The organism is Paenibacillus sp. JJ1722 (assembly GCF_048282685.1).
Lineage (GTDB): Bacteria > Bacillota > Bacilli > Paenibacillales > Paenibacillaceae > Paenibacillus > Paenibacillus polymyxa_B.
In genome coordinates this window covers 2955368-2972605 of the sequence record NZ_CP182500.1, presented here as the reverse complement: position 1 = coordinate 2972605, position 17238 = coordinate 2955368, and the positions used below count along the sequence as shown (strand labels likewise).

General features: G+C 39.7%; 14 protein-coding genes. 4 read left to right on the top strand and 10 right to left on the bottom strand.

Annotated elements, in window-relative coordinates; translation table 11 throughout:
- Positions 1 to 5: 5 nt before the first annotated feature.
- From ACM1ND_RS13125 to ACM1ND_RS13110, 4 genes are all read right to left on the bottom strand, one after another.
- Positions 6 to 2663, bottom strand: coding sequence for an ABC transporter permease (locus ACM1ND_RS13125; RefSeq protein ID WP_068938398.1), 2658 nt, complete (start codon positions 2661 to 2663; stop codon positions 6 to 8).
- On the bottom strand, positions 2660 to 3346 hold the full coding sequence (locus tag ACM1ND_RS13120; RefSeq protein WP_068938399.1) for an ABC transporter ATP-binding protein: 687 nt from the start codon (positions 3344 to 3346) through the stop codon (positions 2660 to 2662). Before ACM1ND_RS13120 ends, ACM1ND_RS13125 begins: the two co-directional genes overlap by 4 nt.
- An 87-nt stretch (positions 3347 to 3433) precedes the next feature.
- Positions 3434 to 4693, bottom strand: a complete 1260-nt coding sequence (locus tag ACM1ND_RS13115) for a HAMP domain-containing sensor histidine kinase (RefSeq protein ID WP_023988688.1) — start codon at positions 4691 to 4693, stop codon at positions 3434 to 3436.
- 3 nt (positions 4694 to 4696) lie between these two features.
- The gene (locus tag ACM1ND_RS13110; RefSeq protein ID WP_023988687.1) at positions 4697 to 5392 is read right to left on the bottom strand and encodes a response regulator transcription factor; all 696 of its coding nucleotides are present in this window, start codon (positions 5390 to 5392) and stop codon (positions 4697 to 4699) included.
- A gap of 463 nt (positions 5393 to 5855) precedes the next feature.
- Here ACM1ND_RS13110 and ACM1ND_RS13105 point away from each other — a divergent pair, with 463 nt between their 5' ends.
- Complete coding sequence (locus ACM1ND_RS13105) at positions 5856 to 6764, top strand: arginase family protein (protein WP_034095032.1); 909 nt, start codon at positions 5856 to 5858, stop codon at positions 6762 to 6764.
- Between the two features lie 146 nt (positions 6765 to 6910).
- Positions 6911 to 7501 carry a TetR/AcrR family transcriptional regulator gene (locus ACM1ND_RS13100; protein ID WP_179085402.1) on the top strand — a complete coding sequence of 197 codons (591 nt, stop codon included), beginning with the start codon at positions 6911 to 6913 and terminating at the stop codon, positions 7499 to 7501.
- 79 nt (positions 7502 to 7580) lie between these two features.
- Here ACM1ND_RS13100 and ACM1ND_RS13095 read toward each other — a convergent pair whose 3' ends face one another.
- Together ACM1ND_RS13095 and ACM1ND_RS13090 are read right to left on the bottom strand one after the other, a co-directional pair.
- Positions 7581 to 8300, bottom strand: a complete 720-nt coding sequence (locus tag ACM1ND_RS13095) for a DsbA family oxidoreductase (RefSeq protein WP_068938400.1) — start codon at positions 8298 to 8300, stop codon at positions 7581 to 7583.
- Positions 8301 to 8343: 43 nt separating this feature from the next.
- A complete protein-coding gene (locus ACM1ND_RS13090) occupies positions 8344 to 8991 on the bottom strand; it encodes an NAD(P)-dependent oxidoreductase (protein ID WP_068938401.1) in 648 nt (215 codons plus the stop codon).
- A gap of 219 nt (positions 8992 to 9210) precedes the next feature.
- On the opposite strand from ACM1ND_RS13090, the gene ACM1ND_RS13085 reads away from it, so the two are divergent.
- A complete protein-coding gene (locus tag ACM1ND_RS13085) occupies positions 9211 to 9780 on the top strand; it encodes a TetR/AcrR family transcriptional regulator (protein ID WP_418027894.1) in 570 nt (189 codons plus the stop codon).
- 253 nt (positions 9781 to 10033) lie between these two features.
- On the opposite strand, the gene ACM1ND_RS13080 is transcribed toward ACM1ND_RS13085, so the two are convergent.
- Positions 10034 to 10552: a helix-turn-helix transcriptional regulator gene (locus ACM1ND_RS13080; protein WP_023988681.1), complete on the bottom strand. Its 519-nt coding sequence runs from the start codon at positions 10550 to 10552 to the stop codon at positions 10034 to 10036.
- A gap of 194 nt (positions 10553 to 10746) precedes the next feature.
- Between ACM1ND_RS13080 and ACM1ND_RS13075 the strand changes: the two genes are divergently transcribed.
- Positions 10747 to 11124: an EthD domain-containing protein gene (locus ACM1ND_RS13075; protein WP_023988680.1), complete on the top strand. Its 378-nt coding sequence runs from the start codon at positions 10747 to 10749 to the stop codon at positions 11122 to 11124.
- Positions 11125 to 11202: 78 nt separating this feature from the next.
- On the opposite strand, the gene ACM1ND_RS13070 is transcribed toward ACM1ND_RS13075, so the two are convergent.
- From ACM1ND_RS13070 to licT, 3 genes are all read right to left on the bottom strand, one after another.
- Entirely contained in the window at positions 11203 to 12639 is a 1437-nt protein-coding gene (locus ACM1ND_RS13070; protein WP_068938402.1) for a glycoside hydrolase family 1 protein, read from the bottom strand.
- 24 nt (positions 12640 to 12663) lie between these two features.
- Positions 12664 to 14571, bottom strand: a complete 1908-nt coding sequence (locus tag ACM1ND_RS13065; RefSeq protein WP_053325476.1) for a beta-glucoside-specific PTS transporter subunit IIABC — start codon at positions 14569 to 14571, stop codon at positions 12664 to 12666.
- Between the two features lie 221 nt (positions 14572 to 14792).
- The gene (licT, locus tag ACM1ND_RS13060; protein WP_068938403.1) at positions 14793 to 15626 is read right to left on the bottom strand and encodes a BglG family transcription antiterminator LicT; all 834 of its coding nucleotides are present in this window, start codon (positions 15624 to 15626) and stop codon (positions 14793 to 14795) included.
- Positions 15627 to 17238 lie beyond the last annotated feature (1612 nt).

The window sequence follows — 17238 nt, the reverse complement described above, 5'->3', positions numbered from 1 at the left end:
CGATCCTAGTTCTCACTCCGGAGAGCATCTACGATACTAACTTTATTCAACCTGTACATCGGCCCAATCGTTGCGACGATCGTCGTAATCATCGAACCTGCGAAAGCGATGCCGATACTGTACCACGGGAACACCCAATCTGCATCCAAAGCACTCGCAAAGAGAACTTGTATTCCATAATTCAGCGTCGTCCCTAGGATAATTCCGATCACGGCGGCAAATAGTCCATAAAATACGCCTTCTAAAATAATCATTTTTCTCACTTCCTTCTGGGTCATGCCGATGGCCTTGAGGGTTGCAAATTCTTTCGTACGAAGAATTAGATTCGTACTTACTGTATTTACAATGTTCAAGAAAGCAATTAGAACAATGACACCGATAAAACCGTAAAGCAAGATACTAAAAGTCTTTGCATCGTTTTTAGCTTGAGCGACCTCTGCCACTCGATCATGGTAGTTAAAACCAGCGTTTTTATCAGTTAATGATTTAAGATAGTCCGTTATAGGATGATTTGATATATCGGGATTAGCGAGGATAAATATTCTGGAATAAGTGTCGCTACCCATAATCTTGGAGTATACTTTCGGCGTCGTAATAAATGAAAGATCTTGACCTGTACTATATTTCTTCGATAACAAATCTTGATCGACAATTCCGACCACAGTCACGGTTTGATATTCATTATGATTTCCGTCAATTGTTCGGATTTTGATGTGATCTCCAACCTTAAATTGGGTTTGATCGAGAATTAGTCGTTTGCCTTCTTCTGTCATCATCATTATTTTTTGTAGGACGATAACGCCATTCTCTTGGTTCATTTTCTCTTTGTCAATCTTCCCGGCCGTGAGTTTGGATTGCAGAGCATCCAAGCCATTGTCTCCGTAGGACACAAGGAAATTATTATCTGTTCGATACCCTTCCCCTTCGGCAACGATGTATCGATCCTTATGAAATCCATAATATATGGGATTGATCTTATCCTTAGGGATGATTGCATCTACTTGATTACTGTAAAATTTGTAGGCTTGTTGAACAGCATCAAGCTTAGAAACATCCCGATACACAGTATCGTCTATTCGACTTGAAGGACCATCATAGGAAAGCGAATAAGAATACTGCGCACCCGAGAGCTGTGTTATTTGCTGCATGAAATCAACCAAACCACTAAAGACAATAAATAAAATAATACTAATAATCATGGAAAAGGCTGTAATCCGGAAACGTTTCTTGTTCCGTTGCAAGTTTCTGCTGGCGAATTGCCCTACGACGCCAAACAGCTTTTTAACAAACAGAGACTTTTTGACCTTTGTGATATTTTCAACCTTCGAGCTTCCCGCATTTTTCAGCGCTTCAAGAGGATATACGCGAGCTGCTTGTTTTGCTGGTCCAATAGCGGAAAGGTATACGCTCAGCAAGCCCAATAAACCGGCAGAGATTAGAATTGGTAGGGAAATGACCATTCTCATATCATTTAAGAAACCTAACGTTAACAAGCTGATATTGTAAAACAATACCTTCATAAAAAGGGTTCCTGTGAGAATCCCGATGGGTATGCCGATCAAGCTTATCAGGGTTGCTTCTTGCATCACAATTTTGCGAATTTGGGCTGGTGTAGCTCCAATGCATCTTAACATACCGAATTGTGAAATCCGCTCCAGTACAGAAATATGAAAAATATTATAAATCATTGCAATCGTACAAATCATTATAATCGCAATGACAGCAGCGAAAGTTAGGATTAAGCTGTTATTCACACCTTCATAAATGCTTTTGCCATACAATTTAAGCAGTTCATTATTGTACTCAATTCTTACATTTTCAATAAAGTTATCCCTATCCAGTTGCATAGCGGAACCTTGTTCGACATTACTCAGCTGTAAAGAGGACATCAAGGCTTCCGTCTTTTCTTTGATGTTCTTCAAAGATTTCATTTTGACGTAAATAAAGTAATTTTTGTAGTTATCGATACTCTTGTTATCATTGAAAGTAATTGCAGGAAAGATGTATCCGGAAGACCAATTCTCTTTGCTTGACGGCTTCATAAAGCCTACAACAGTATATTCTCTTTGGGATTGAGCTTGGAAGGCTTCGTCAAGATCCCAACCATAATCGCCAAGTCCGTTAATCTTTTTGTCTTCACCAGTTGACGCCACCTTCCGGATTCCAAGGTTTAGCGTAATTGTTTCGCCAAGCTTTGGTTTTTTTAAAAAATAACTCAGACTCGAAGATGAAAGGATAATTTCATTCGAATTTTCCGGGTACCTGCCCGAGTCTAGCTGTGACTGAAGCATGTTCATTGCATTCGCATTATATCCCTTGACATTCAAGTACCGGTAGGGTGCGGCAAACGGATCTTCCTTCTTTTCCTTCTCTTTTGTTTCCCTAAGGACAGCATATCCTTCTCTACTGATGACGCCGGCACTTTTTACGGCTGCATTGTTTTTGACTTTCGGGATTGCTTCTCCTGAAATACCATTGAAAGAGACGTGGTAATCTCCGAAGTCCTGCATGGTTTGTCTGACTGACTTATCCCAATAGCTCATCCCGATTGTTCCAATGGAAGTAAACAGTGTAACCGACAAGATTATACCTAAGATTGTAAGCATCGATCTTTTTTTCTGTCCCTTTAAATATTTTCCAGTAAGATCTGTGTAGCTTTTCAACTTTCACTCACCTCATTTGCCTGTAGAAGGACTCCGTCTTCGATTCTTACGACTCGATCTGCGATTTTAGCAATATTCAAATCGTGCGTGATCATGATTAACGTCTGATTATATTTTTTAACTGAAAACATAAGTAAGTCCATAATATCCCTGCTGTTTTTACTATCCAGATTTCCGGTAGGTTCATCCGCCAAGATAATTGACGGTTTATTAATTAACGCACGGCCAATCGCCGTTCTTTGCTGTTGTCCGCCTGACAATTCGGATGGAAGATGATGTCTCCGCTCGGTCAGACCTAATATACCCATTAATTCCTGAACATAATTTTCATCTACCCTTTTGTTCTCTAATAGCATCGGTAACTTGATATTTTCCTCTGTAGATAGGACCGGGATCAGATTGTATGATTGAAAAATAAATCCAATTTTCCGTCTTCGGAATACAGCGAGCTCCTCTTCACTTCTGGAGTAAAGATCCGTACCATCGATGATGACCTGTCCACTAGCCGGGCGGTCCACTCCAGCTAGAAGATGCATTAAGGTACTTTTTCCTGATCCACTGGCTCCTACGATGGCAACAAATTCTCCATGTTGAACAGAGAAATTGACATTTTTTAAAGCTTCAACCTTTGCCTCTGCACTTCCATAAGTTTTACATAAATCAATAGTTTTTAGTATTTCCACCTGTTTACCTCCTGAGCTAATGTTTCACTTTGTATGTTTGTTATTATAAAGATCGAAGCTTACAATAAAGTGAAGAGGAAGCTTACGTTATTGTAAGCTTCCTCCACTATCCCATTTATTAAACGAAACTCTAAATTCTGTTCCTAGCCCTAACTGACTTACAACGGTGATCATACCGCCTTGCTCTTCAATAATGGACTTGGATAAAGACAAGCCAATGCCAAGACTTTGCGGCTTTGTCGTTCTTCTCCCTCTATAGAATCGTTCAAAAATGTGAGGCAAATCTTCTGGGGAAATGCCTTCTCCTTGATCTCGAATGATTACTGTCTGGAATAATGAATTTTTTTCTAAAATAACATCAATTCCTCCCTCTAGTGGCGTATGTTCCAGTGCATTTTTAATCAAGTTAATCAAGGCTTCTGTTAGCCATTCTTCATCCGCCCAAACATACATATCTTCTCCACCATGAATGTGAATCTTCTGCTTCCTTTGCTCGGATAACATTCGCAACGAATGTACAGCATGATCGATCATTTCTCTTACTCGAACGCGTTCTATCAGGAACGTTATTGCTCCGGCTTCGACCCGTGCCAGCTTCAGCAAACTGATAATCAGCCATTCCATTCGCTCTAGTTGTTGACGGCCTCGATCCAGAAATTTCGTTCTCATTTCTTCTTTCATATGAGGATCATTTAGCAAATTTTCATTAAAAACGATGAGGATTGCTAGTGGCGTTTTGAGCTGATGCGAAATATCGGAAAGCAAGTTGCGTAGAAACATTTTCTCTTGTTGGAGTTGCCGAAGACTGTTGTGTAACCTTTCGGCCATCGCGTTAAAGTTTCGTCCTAATGCGCCAAAGTCCCCTTCATCATTCTCCGGAAGCGGTTGATCAAACTGATGTTCAACAACTTGCTCCGCTGCAAAGGTTATGGTTCGAATCTTGTTAAATATTTTGCGGTATTCCCATCCCAATAACAGCAGTAATGGAATACTATAAAGCAAAACCTGAGCCGCCGTTTTCATGGGTAAGGCGTTATCCGAGAGTACAGGTTGATCGTTTACGGGCATATCTTCCTTATATGCATATTGAGCCAGGCTGCGTTTTCCCTCTACGATTTCATTTTCTTGTGCACCCTGAGTGATAAAGTGGATAATTTCATTTTCTAGTTGAGGAGCTTGCTTCAAAACATAACCAATCAATGCAGCATTTTGATTAACCACGGCCTTATTGATCTGACTGACTTGATAACTCATATAAAAGAATATGATTACCGCTAACATAACTTGTAATACGATCGCTTTAACAGTAATAGACTTCCACTCTGGATTACGGACGAATTCATTCATGGTTTATCTCCCTACAATATCTGCATTCCATTTATATCCGACTCCTCGAACGGTAATGATGTATCTCGGTACTGCAGGAACATCCTCGATCTTCTCTCTTAACCTTCTGATATGAACTGAAAGGGTGTTGTTATCAATGAATTCTCCTGACATATCCCACAGACTGTTAAGGATGATACTTCTGCTGCAAATTTGCTTGGGGTGAGTCATTAACATCAATAGCAATCGATATTCCAGCCCCGTCAATAAAAGTTCCTGATTGTTTTTAAGAACAATTCCTTCTAGAACTCGAACTTCAATATCGTCGGATATCCATCTATTCGGTTCATCCTTGGGCTTATGATTGCGCCTTAATACGGCTTTCATTCTAGAGAGAAGTTCTTTGGTACGGAGCGGTTTGGTCATATAATCATCTGCTCCCAAATCAAGACCAGCAACAACATTTGTCTCCTCATCCAAAGCTGTCAAAAAAATGATGGGAACCTGGGATAATGCACGGATTTCCCTACACAGGTCATACCCTGAACCATCAGGTAAATTTATATCCAACAAAATTAAATCGACGTCGTCTGTCTTTAATGCCTTTCTGGCTTCTTCCAAGCTACCCGCAAGAACAACGCCATATCCTTCACTTGTTAAAGTATATTCAATACCGAACACCAAATTATCATCATCTTCAACCAGTAAAATTCGATTCATTGAGCACCTCAGTTTAATTCAAGAAAGTTTTTAAAATGCTTACTTATTATAGTACATAATTCCACTTTCAAATAAATGGCGGCGGTAAAACTACACCGTTTTTCCACTGTATCATGAAAGATATCTTTCACAAAGCTGTTTAGTGGAAAATTTATTAAAGATAACTCTGGTTCACCCATTAAACGTCACAAAAAATCATCAACCAATGTGGAATAATTTTTAAGTTGAGAAAGCCTATTTCTAAGCCACAAAAGACATGTAGGTGTCGGGCCATTTTCTTCACATTCTGTGCAATGGCCGTCATCAACGCCTGCCTTTTATAAGCTCAATGATTGTCATTGTATAATCAGCATAATTTCAAATAGGCATTCCCTGTTATTTAGGGTTTGCAATATAAAAAGTAATCTTGTATCATTTTCAGTGAATGAACGATCACTAACTTAAATAAAAGGAGAAATATCTTATGAATGAAATGGATACAAGCCGTACACTGCGTTTGTTATTCCCTCAATGGCAAGGAGGGAACAACCCTCCTTACGTTCTGGGAGCTCACTTGTTAAACTGGCTTGCTCCCAAGTCTAATGGTCCTTTTGAAGAAGTACCCGTCGATCTGAACCCTAATGTAGAAAAAGAACAAGGTATAATTGCCAAAAGTACCGTATTGCAACAAGCTAGATCAGCCAAAAGTCTAATTCATAAACATAACCCTGAACGTATCGTTGTCCTTGGAGGGGATTGCAGTGTAGAACTTGCTCCTTTTTCTTATTTGAATGAGAAATATGATGGAGATGTTGCTCTGTTATGGGTAGATGCTCACCCTGATGTCTCGATCCCTGAAGACTTTGAAAATCATCATGCTCATGTTCTTGCCAATTTGCTTGGGGTAGGTGATCAGGAATTTGTTGCAGAGGTGCCCCATCTTTTTAAACCTGAACAAATCCTATATGTAGGATTGAACGACATGATCGATGCTCTTCACTCAGAGCCCATGAAAAACATGAAATTAGATATTGTAGGTCCCGATGAAATTAAGCAGGATAGTTCTAAAGTGCTCCAATGGCTAGCTGAGAAAAAACCGTCCAAGATTATTATTCATTTTGATCTGGATGTTCTGGATATGAAAGAATTCCGTTCTCTTCTGGTTGCTTATCCGGGAACATACGAAGAATACACCAAGAGCTTCCCACAAGGATCAAGTATGGAAACCATTATCCGAGTTTTGCAAGATGTAGCCAAATCCTATGATGTAGTCGGTCTAGGGATCACTGAACATTTCCCTTGGGACTCTTATTTCTTGGCGAACATGCTGTCTCGTTTACCTCTGCTTGGAGATATTGATAATAAAGAGCGTCCAGTCTTTAATACACTTTAATCCAAATGCAGACTATGGTAATGTACATGGTATGATGGATGTACATTATTTCGCGAAACAAGGAGGTTACAGGGATAAGAGCCAAGAAGGTATCCCTGTACATTTGAAGTACAATGAATAACTCTGAACCGCCTAAATCGAAACGAATGAAACAAAAAGACGATAGCAGACGCTTGCTCATCGAGGCTGCTGTTCGATGTTTTTCACGCAATGGATTTCACAAAACAGGCATTGTCGAAATTGCAAAAGAAGCAGGAATGAGTGCAGGGAATCTGTACCGCCACTTTCCAAGTAAAGATGCATTTATTATTGCACTGGTGGAAGAAGAACAGCGCCATGCCTTGGCCAAAATGGAATTTAAAGAAACCGAAAAAGATCCTCTCGGACAGATTCTGACGATTATAACTAGTTGTGTCAGTAATCCCGTATATCCTATGGACCAGAGATTATGGATCGAAATTTTGGCTGAAGCTTCACGCAATAAGGGCGTGCGACATGTCTTCAATCAAAGTGATATCATCATGCGTGAATCATTCAAAAATCTGCTTACAAGTGCTATTCATGAAAAACAAGTAGATCCAGAATATGATGTGGAGACCCTTTCTCTCTGGTTGTATGCGCTGATTGACGGCCTTATTGCACGTACAGCCACTGACGAACATTTCAGTTTTGATCACCATATGAGTCAATTCAATCAACTGATTCGCCAAGCATTAAAACCCAAAGAGCTCCAATAAAAGAAACAGCGGTAGCTATGGACGAGAAAATAAAGTCCTAGACTGCCGCTGTTTTACGATTACTTTAATGGCGCCTCCGTCAGCTGTTTTTTGGCGTACAATAACCATCCTCGCAAACATTGCCTGATTCTTGGTTTAGAGTCGTATCTAACGTCATCAGCGGATGTTCCTCGTCCCATACTTTTTGCAGCGCCTCCAGAAACACTTCACTTGATTGTGCGCCTGAAATCGCATATTTGCGGTTGATGACAAAGAAAGGTACACCTGTAGCTCCAAGGCTGCTTGCTTCACGCCCATCTGCACGAACTTCATCCACATATTGCGTGCTTTCCAGCACGTTGAGCGTTTTCTCGCGATCCATACCAGCTTCCGCCGCTATGTCAGCCAGTGTGTCCGCGTCGCCGATATGCTTGGAATCTGTGAAATATGCTTTATACAGAAGCTCCAACACTTCCGCACTCTTGCCATAGGTACCCGCAAACTTGATCAATCGATGCGCATCGAGCGAATGAGTAGGGATTATTCGGTCAAATTGAAAATCCACTCCATCACCCTTCGCTTGTTGGGCAAATTGTTTATGCATGGCCTTGGCTTCTTCTCTGCTGCCACCATGCTTTGAAACATACAAGTCATGTACATCGTAAGCTGGGTATTTCTCGGCATAAGGATCTAGCTGGAAGCTCCGGTACTCCACATTCACTTTATCTTTGGATGCAAACAGCCCCAGCCCGTCCTCGAAACGCTGTTTTCCGATATAACAAAATGGGCAGCCAATATCCGACCAAATCTCTACTTTCATTTCGTTCCTCTCCCTTCACTTGATAAACAGATGGAATCCTTTCTCAACTGTTGTATACAATCGGCATTTGATGAATTAAGGATGGCTCGGAAGCTGCATGATACATAAATTTAGCGATATTTTCTCGGGATACCCCCATTTTGGCTGGCTGATCGCCTAGCGAGTAAGCATAATGAACGTTTTCCTTATGCCTTACATTTGGATTAATAATCCGAACTACTGTCCAGTCTAAAGAAGATCGCTTGATGATTTCCTCAAGCTTTTTCATTTCGTAATAACCATTCGGAAACATCACCTTGGCCATAATTCCCGGTACAATTGTGGCAATCGAATTCCGATCCTTATCAGATTTCAAGGTTGGAGTAGCAAGTGTAATGAGTCGTTTCTTATTTAACTTTCTCATCGCATTTACAATAACCTCATGACCATCCGCAACAGGGGTACCTTTTAATTTTCTGGACGTATCAAGTGCGGGTCCCAATGTGCTAATGACGAGATCGGCATTCGACAGTGCTTGTTCCACCAAGTCTTGATTAGATAATTGACCCTCGACAACATTTAGCTTCTCATGTTTCTGTCCAATTTTCCCCGCATTTCTAGCATAAAGGGTAACGTTATCCCCGTTTTGAATTGCTACCTCAGTCAAAATTTTCCCAATTGCACCACTACCACCAAAAAGCGTTATGTTCATTAGTCGATCACCTCGATATTTTATTGTTAGATTGCTCTTTTGACCCAATGAACATTTAGGTTACAGCAAAACTTTATCGAACTTTTGTTGAATATATAACGTCCGTTGGTTATTATTATATGGATTATGTTGATTTCTTCAATCGCTAAAAAAGTGATTTTTGTTTTATATTCAACGGATTCGAATAATTTGTTAAATATCTTCTGGAGGCTATACATTATGGGAGTTAAAATCGATCGTAGAATCCTAAAAACAAAGGCAGCCATATTTAATGCATTTATAGGTTTGATCTCGGAGAAGGATTTTGAAGAAATAACTATTAATGAGATTGCGGATCGAGCGAATGTTAACAGGGGAACCATTTATTTTCACTACACCGATAAATACGATCTTCTTAACCAATGCATCGATGAGCATTTGAGCAGAATGATCTCCGTTTGCATCTCAACCGATCCAAATCAGGAAAAGGTTGATTTTATTCATTCTTTGTCACCTGTTTTTCAATACTTTGAGCAGAACCATACGTTTTTCGCTTCCATGCTTTCGAATAAAGGAATCCCTGCATTTCGGGAGCATATGTTAGAGATCGTGACGGGGAACATAAAAGACCAAGTCAATATGGAGGACCTTAATAAGGGGTATGACAAGCTATTGATCACACACTTTATGGCCTTTGCATTCATTGGGGTAATCGAATGGTGGATTATAAATAACATGCCACATTCACCGAAATACATGGCCGAACAGGTATGGGGATTGTTTAAAAGGAATCAGGTGTACCCTTCATAAGCGAGATAACCCGTTCTTTAACTTAAAGATTAGCGAAAACAAGTTATTTGAGAACATCATGTATTACACGATGTTCTCAACGAGTATGAAAAATGAGGTATCACAATTCTGTATAGTTACTAATCGTCCTTCTTCTCCCAAAGAATACTTTATTTTCCTTGAACACCTATATGCTTAATGAAATATGTTAGAGGACCCATGCCGAATCCTGAGCTTGGTGACCCTTTTCCTCAAATACTTTTTTGAAAATGGACTATCTTGATGCTTGGCGTTCATTTCTTATCTTTTGTCTATACATCCCTGGAGCCAAACCAAAATGTTTTCGGAATAGTTTAGATAGATGTGCTGTATCCTGATACCCCACATACTCAGCGATCCAGTTGATGGTGTGATCGCTATTTAGCAGCCAGTGTCGTACCTCCTGAAGTCTAATATGTGTAATGTATTCTTTAAACCCACAATCGGTCTTCTGCTTAAACCACTGACTGAAATAGACTGGATTCAAATGGACTTCAGAAGATACCTCCTCCAACGTTAATGATCTTCTAAAGTGACAGTTTATATAATGTAAAACGCGTTGCACCGCAGGTTCCCCAGCTGTATTGATAAGTCTATCCAAAAGATCAGGTATTTCTGTCATACTTAGAAGCCAATCCGTATCCCCGGGCAACTGATTCACAGTAATGACTTTAGCTCCTGCATAATTCCTTGTGATCAGCTCCTTCACTTCCATGAAATCATTCTCGTCTATTTGTATAAGAAGAACACCCATGAGTTCCTTCCCCCTTTTATGCTCGAAGTATACGAATAGTTTTATGGAATAAAACATAACGTGAAACAGTACACATTCCAAACAAAACTTGATTTACACCATAAAACTCTAGATTAAGACACTATTAGGATGTTCATTTCCATTGCTATAATAACCATATGTTAAATAAACTAACTCGAGGAGGCTAAACCATAATGGAAAGTATAAAAGAGTTAAATGTATATCCTGAAAAAGGACATAGCATCATGTTTGTGTTCCGAAGAAAACCAGGGATGTCACTTGAAGAGTTTCGCTATCATTATGAATTCACTCATGGAGCTCTTGCTACCAAGCTTCCGGGGCTTATTTCTTATCGGCAGCATCCTACTCGAAAACCGGGGAAGGGAGATGGAGCCTACGTCCCCGATGAAGCACCCTATGATGCTGTTTCGTTATACATCTTCGAAAATGCAGCCGTAGCAGAGGCAGCTTGGGTTTCGCCGCAAGGTTTGTTAGTGGATGAAGATACACTAAAATTTATAGATACTGAGACCATGATTAGTTTGCCTGTTATCCCTCGGCAAGTCCTCTAAATTCATGTTCATAACATTAAATTTGAAACAGCCGAAACACCTCCATTCGTTATGGAACATGTTTCGGCTGTTTTACCTCTACTCTGTAATGATTTTTCCATTGGTAGCGATGACTTCTTTGTACCAATTGAAACTCTTCTTTCGTGTTCTCTCAAAAGTTCCCGATAAATCATCGTGACGATCGACATAAATGAAGCCATAACGTTTACGCATCTCTCCGGTGGAGTTGCTTACGATGTCTATGCATCCCCAACTAGTGTATCCCATGACCTCGACTCCATCTTGAATCGCTTCTGCGACTTGCACAAGATGCTCACGGATATAATCAATCCGATAGGAATCCTCAACAATCCCCTTCTCATTCGGGACATCTATTGCGCCTAGGCCATTCTCGACAATAAACAAAGGTTTTTCATATCTGTCATAGAACTGATTTAACGTGTAGAGCAATCCCTTTGGATCGATTGACCAACCCCACTCGGAAGCTGAAAGGTACGGATTTTTAACCGCGCTCATAATATTGCCTCTGGATTGCTCATTAAGTTCAGGATCTGTCGTTGCACAGTAACTCATGTAATAGCTAAAAGAAATGAAATCGACCGTGTGTTTAAGTGTCTTCAGATCCTCTTCTGTGATATCGAGATCAATATTGGATTCTCTGAAATAACGCAGTATATACCCAGGATATTTACCTTTGACTTGCACATCTGCAAAGAAGAAATTCTCCCTGTCTTTACGCATGGCTTCCAACACATCCTCTGGTTTAGGTGTAAGAGGATACATTGGGCCACCCGCTATCATGCACCCGATCTGAGCATCGGGAATAATTTCATGACAAGCCTTCACTGCTAAAGCACTTGCAACGAATTGGTGATGGATAGCCTGATAAGTTACTTGCTCAGTTGCCTGATCAGGATAAATTCCTCCTGCAATAAAAGGACCATGAAGCATCATATTAATTTCGTTGAATGTCAGCCAATACTTTACTTTGTCCCCATACCGATCGAAAACAACTCTCGAAAAACGTTCAAAAAGAGTAATCACTTCTCGATTAGACCAGCCACCGTACTTATGGACGAGTCCAAGAGGCATTTCATAATGAGAAAGTGTAACTAATGGTTGAATTCCGTATTTGAGCAGTTCATCAAATAACCGATCATAAAATTCCAGACCTGCTTCGTTAGGAATGGCTTCATCTCCATTCGGAAAAATCCGGGTCCACGCTATAGAAGTTCTTAGTGTTCGGAACCCCATTTCTGCGAACAATGCGATATCCTCGGGGTAACGATGGTAAAAATCAATGGCCTGGTGTTTGAGATATTCACCATCAGGCTTATCCAGGATCTGACCGAATATTCCGTCCGACAACACATCTGAGACAGATAATCCCTTACCATCCTCCAGATATGCACCTTCGATCTGATTCGCAGCCACGGCTCCGCCCCAGAGAAAGTCAGGGGGGAATAAATCCCCCGACGTTTTAATTTCATTCACCGATTTTTTTGTAAAATCCATTGTTTTTCACCCTCCAAATTTTCTTTATCCGATTACCTTCATTAAAGGATCTTTTTCATCAATACTTCCGATTGATTCTGCATTAACATCGACATAGTCATTATAATTAGCTACAATAATAGGAGTTACCGTGTCATAGCCAGCTTTTTTAATCTGTTCTATGTCGAACTCAACCAACAGATCGCCAGCCTCAACATGTTGACCTACTTCAACGTGAGTCTCAAAATGTTGACCATTCAGTTTAACGGTATCTATGCCAATATGAATCAATATTTCTGCTCCACTGTCAGCCACAACAACAATGGCGTGTTTCTTCTTGAAAACAGTCGCGACCGTACCTTTCACAGGTGACACCGCTCTTCCTGTAGTGGGTCTAATTGCAATTCCTTTGCCCATCATACCAGCTGCAAAGGCAGGATCACTGACTTGCGAGAGTTCTACCACTTCTCCATGAATAGGACTAAGAATAGGTTGAACACGATCTGGATTATTAAATTGTACCGTTACGGGTGCTCTAGGATCACTCTCTATCGTCCCTGTAATTGTATTATTCGAAGAGACGGCTACAGCTTCTTTTCTCTCTGGAATATCTTCGAATCCAATAATGAGTGTCAGAACAAAACCAACAACAAAACTAACTGCACAGCCGATCAAGAAATACAGGAATGTGGAACCGAAGAAAAATGGTAACCCTGCAATCGGCCCGGTACCAATTCCCGTGGCACCAACTTTAAACCATCCCATTACTGCACTGCCCAGGCCTCCAGCAATAGCAGCTGCGATCAACGGTTTTTTTAACTTAACGGTTACACCGTAAAGAGCAGGTTCGGTAATCCCGATAATGGCATTCAGTGCTGCTGTTCCAGCTACAGCCTTGAATTCTTTGTTTTTGGTTTTCAAATATACCGCAAGAGTCGCCCCTGCCTGACCCGAATTGGCTGCAACTGCAATCCCCATTATATAGTCAACACCATACTTAGAAAGGGATTGGAACATGACTGGCAAGAACCCGTAATGCATACCTGTGATGACAATCAGCGGATAAAATCCTCCGAGAAGAAGCCCCGCTAGCCATCCATAGTTCATGTATAGTGAAATAAATCCGACGGCGATTCCATTTCCTATGAGTGTACCAGCAGGTCCAAGCGCAATAAGAATGATAGAAGAAACAATCAACAATGTAAGCAGTGGCAAAAAGATAGACTGAAGAACCTTAGGAATGATACGTTTTAAAACCTTTTCCACATAAGACATAAACCACACGCCCAGAATAATGGGTAATACAGACGATGCGTATATGACTGAAGTAATCGGGATGCCAACTAGGGTGACAGGTGATTCACCGTTCAAAAGAGCACCTAAGTTAGGATGAATCAAAACACCCGCAATCGCCCCAGCGACATATTGGTTAGCATTAAACTTTTTCGCCGTACTAAAAGCAAGAAGGATAGGCAAGAAATAAAAAGCCGCATCAGCGAATACAGATAGCAACTTATATGTGCTACTTTCCAAAGATACGAGTTCAAAAGACGAGAGTAATGTGATAATCCCTTTAAGTAATCCCGCCCCGATGATTGCTGGAATGATTGGAGCAAAAATACTTGAGATGACATTAAAGAAGGAATTGAGAATCCCTTTGAAGCCTTTCGAACCTGATGCAGAACTACTATCATCCGCAACTTGACGGTTACCCAGTAATTTTATAAATTCGCTGTGAACATCGGATACCTTATCCCCAACAATAATTTGAAATTGCCCCCCATTGACTGTCGCTCCCATAACACCCTGTATAGCCTGAATACCAGCTTTGTCTGCTTTCTCATTGTCTTTAAGGGTAAGACGCAATCGAGTTACACAGTGAGTTACATCTTTTACGTTTTCTTCTCCACCTAATAAAGGCAGTATTTCTCGTGCAATTTTCTGATTGCTCATGCTGATCCCCCCGGGATTTTAATGAAAAACGGAAACAAAAAAAGACCCAAATTCAACCAACTTACGCCCCGCGGTAGTCGTAAGTTCGTTAGAATTTAGGTCTTGCCTGCTCGAAGCAGTTACAATCCTACTTATCCTAAAGAATTATTCGGTTTGTGAATATGAACATAATTTAGCACGTACTTTGGAATCTGTCAACGCTTACATCAGGTGTAAAGATCTCAACTCCTGTTGACCACTCTTTCAATATGGATCGTCAAATAGAGTAATTCGTCCTTGTTTAAGAGATAATCATAGCTTAGCTTGATGTATTCTTTGATTTTCCAGGCACATTCATAAGATGGCTTATACTTTTCTTTCACAATATTTAGCAATTCCTCATCTTTACTTTCCGTCATAATTTTATTAAACATCCGCTGGGAAAAAAATTTGAGATGAGTTACGAATCTGAAATAGTTAAGCGATTCTTCATCCAAATCAATTCTGAATGTATATTGAACAATGTTTAGGATTTCTTTAATTAATCTTGTGATATTTGCCGCTTCAGGTACATTTTCGTTCATTTGAGCATTAACGATATGGAGGGCAATAAAGCCAGCCTCATCTTCAGGGAGTTCCACACCAAGACGCTCTTTAATTATGGACAGAGCTTCCATGCCGATTCCAAATTCCAATCTATAGAATCGTTTTATTTCCCAAAGGAGTGCATTATGAATATCTATCCCTAGTTGATGACGTTCGATTGTAAAATTAATATGATCGGGAAGCGAAATATATATACTTTCATTCAGTTTTCGATTCGTTTTCTGCATAGCATAGTTAATAATATCTTCTGTAAGCGACATAACCTCCAACGATATTTTGTTTAATAACGTCTTTAGTCTATCGGTAAGTTCCTTATTCTCAAGGCTAAATACTTTTTCAATTTTGGACTTATCAACGGTGTCGCCTTTTTTCTTTTGAAAAGCAATCCCTAAACCCATAATCACCAATTCCTTGTTGTCTTCATTCATCGCCGTGATCACATTATTGTTGATCACTCTTGAAATCAACATGAATATCCCCCCAATGTTCAAAAAGCATCAAAAAAAGACAAGTCTCCATTGATCACTACGCTTGTCTGAATTGTATGTGATTCTAACATTTTGCTCAAATGAACGTCAATTATCAAATTCAATGTAAGGCTGTGTAGCCATCAACATTTTTGTTGTGCTGCACTTACTACGGACATGATTTTTTTAGCTAAAATAAGACTTCTCAGACAAGTAAGAGACAATTAATAGGCGTCCTACAAACCATATGAACCATATGTTGCAACTTTCCATGCCACCTGGCGAGGATTACGCCAACGCCAGATTTTTCTACTAACCTTTACCACTCTTAATATCATCCTCTGAAAGTCATAGTTAGTTCGAGCGAGGCATCACGAGTATGGCCAGGGATGCTTTCCCACAGCCCTTACTTGGCGGTACTTCCACTCAGAGAAATTTTATATATAGCGAATCAGTGTGATTAATCTACAACACCTCCAAGATTATTCCCGATCTCTCTCATAAATAGGGTATTATCTTGAAGGTGTTTAAATTTTTCCAACACTATGCAATTGTCTGTTACTTTCTGTTAGTTTCCCCAAGTTTAACTCTTCTTTATAGATAGACTATAAAAAACATAGCTATAAGCCCTTTTTTATTTCAAGCTTAGTCCGATTTATAGTAAAAGCCAATTGCAAAATAAAAAATACGTTCCTAAATACCCTATATAATGTGTTTATATATATTTTGTATACTGTATATAGTATATAAATTTAAAATAAGTCTAATCTGTCTGGATGTTTCTTGACCATTATTTAATTGCGTACAGCATCTCTTCCCAAGCTGTTATCCCCCTTGAAAAGTCACTTTTAAATTAGAAAACCTATTAATTTATCTCCTTCAAATCACCAATACTGCTCTTAGAAAATCTAAACATAAAAACATGCTCTACTAACACTACTTAGAAATTAATATCTCTTATTTAGGTGATACTACCTAATAGAGGTAATAGATATGGAATAACACATATTGGAGCACAATTTGCCTGAGCTAGGTTATACGGAAGGGTTAATTATCTGTATTAACTGCTAAGCCATTTCCTAAGCAGCCTTATGGATGAGATGCATTTTCAACTTGCAGTAATGGGGATTTTAAACGTGGCGAATTATTCTAACTTGGGAGACTGTATTGCCACCCCATATCCTATAAACATATAACCTTATAAAATCATGTTTTATTAATTTCCATGTTTGATCTTCATTTGATACACTCGAAATCACTTCTAAATATCGTTCTTTTTCTTTCCCGTTCTATCAGCTAGAGTATATTCAAGAAATGAAAACTTGATTTCTAACATATCGTATCTCTTATTAAGTTCAAAGAACTCAAGACCATCAATTATAATCTTCTCTCTCTTATGGAAATTATAATTGAGGATAATTGACCAGGGCATGCACGGACAGATTCTTACGCCTTTCACCACTGCAGAGCAATCGCCCTTATTCACTTTTAATGAGATTGCTCCGTGGTCGTCTTTCGAGTTCTGCTAACTTTCCAAGGATATGAAAACACCCGATACGGTTGTGAGCCGACCGGGTGTTACGTGTCCAGGCAGAAAAATGTTACTTTAATTGGT